The 443-nt window shown below is 44.5% G+C and carries 1 protein-coding gene and 1 pseudogene; both read right to left on the bottom strand.

Annotated features, from left to right (window positions below; genetic code table 11):
* Positions 1-184, bottom strand: a pseudogene (locus tag M3175_RS26050) (hypothetical protein); the annotation flags it as partial.
* Positions 185-281: 97 nt separating this feature from the next.
* The gene (locus M3175_RS26045) at positions 282-437 is read right to left on the bottom strand and encodes a YnfA family protein (RefSeq protein WP_503328637.1); all 156 of its coding nucleotides are present in this window, start codon (positions 435-437) and stop codon (positions 282-284) included.
* Positions 438-443: the final 6 nt, after the last annotated feature.

Raw genomic sequence — 443 nt, 5'->3', positions numbered from 1 at the left:
CTTCATTGGAGGTGTGCGGGGCAGCGAGCATCACCAGTTGTTTGACATCAGGTACGTCACCGACCACTTGCCAACCTGTTATTTGTAAGTATTTTGCGGCAAGTTTGGCGATTTTTGGGTCATGACGGCGCGGCACGTTAGACCCAAATTGGCTAGGGTCTACTGGCGTTTGGTTAATATCCATGAATATACTCTTTGAGATAGTAAAATTAAGATACTAGGCTAAAATTTTAAGTTTACATTAGTTCACTCAAATTAGCAAATTTGTTGATTGGAGGAGTTTATAACAAACTTTTGGGCTGAAGGATAATAAGAGTTACGCCCAACAGTATCACCAAACCGCCAATGCTGTCCCAGTGCGTCAGAGAAACGCCATCGACAAATTTCAGCCATACCAAAGCCGTCGCGATATAGATGCCACCATATGCGGCATACACCCGCCC

This window comes from Robertmurraya korlensis, assembly GCF_023715225.1.
Lineage (GTDB): Bacteria > Bacillota > Bacilli > Bacillales > Cytobacillaceae > Robertmurraya_A.
This window is presented reverse-complemented; position numbering and strand designations above follow the sequence as displayed.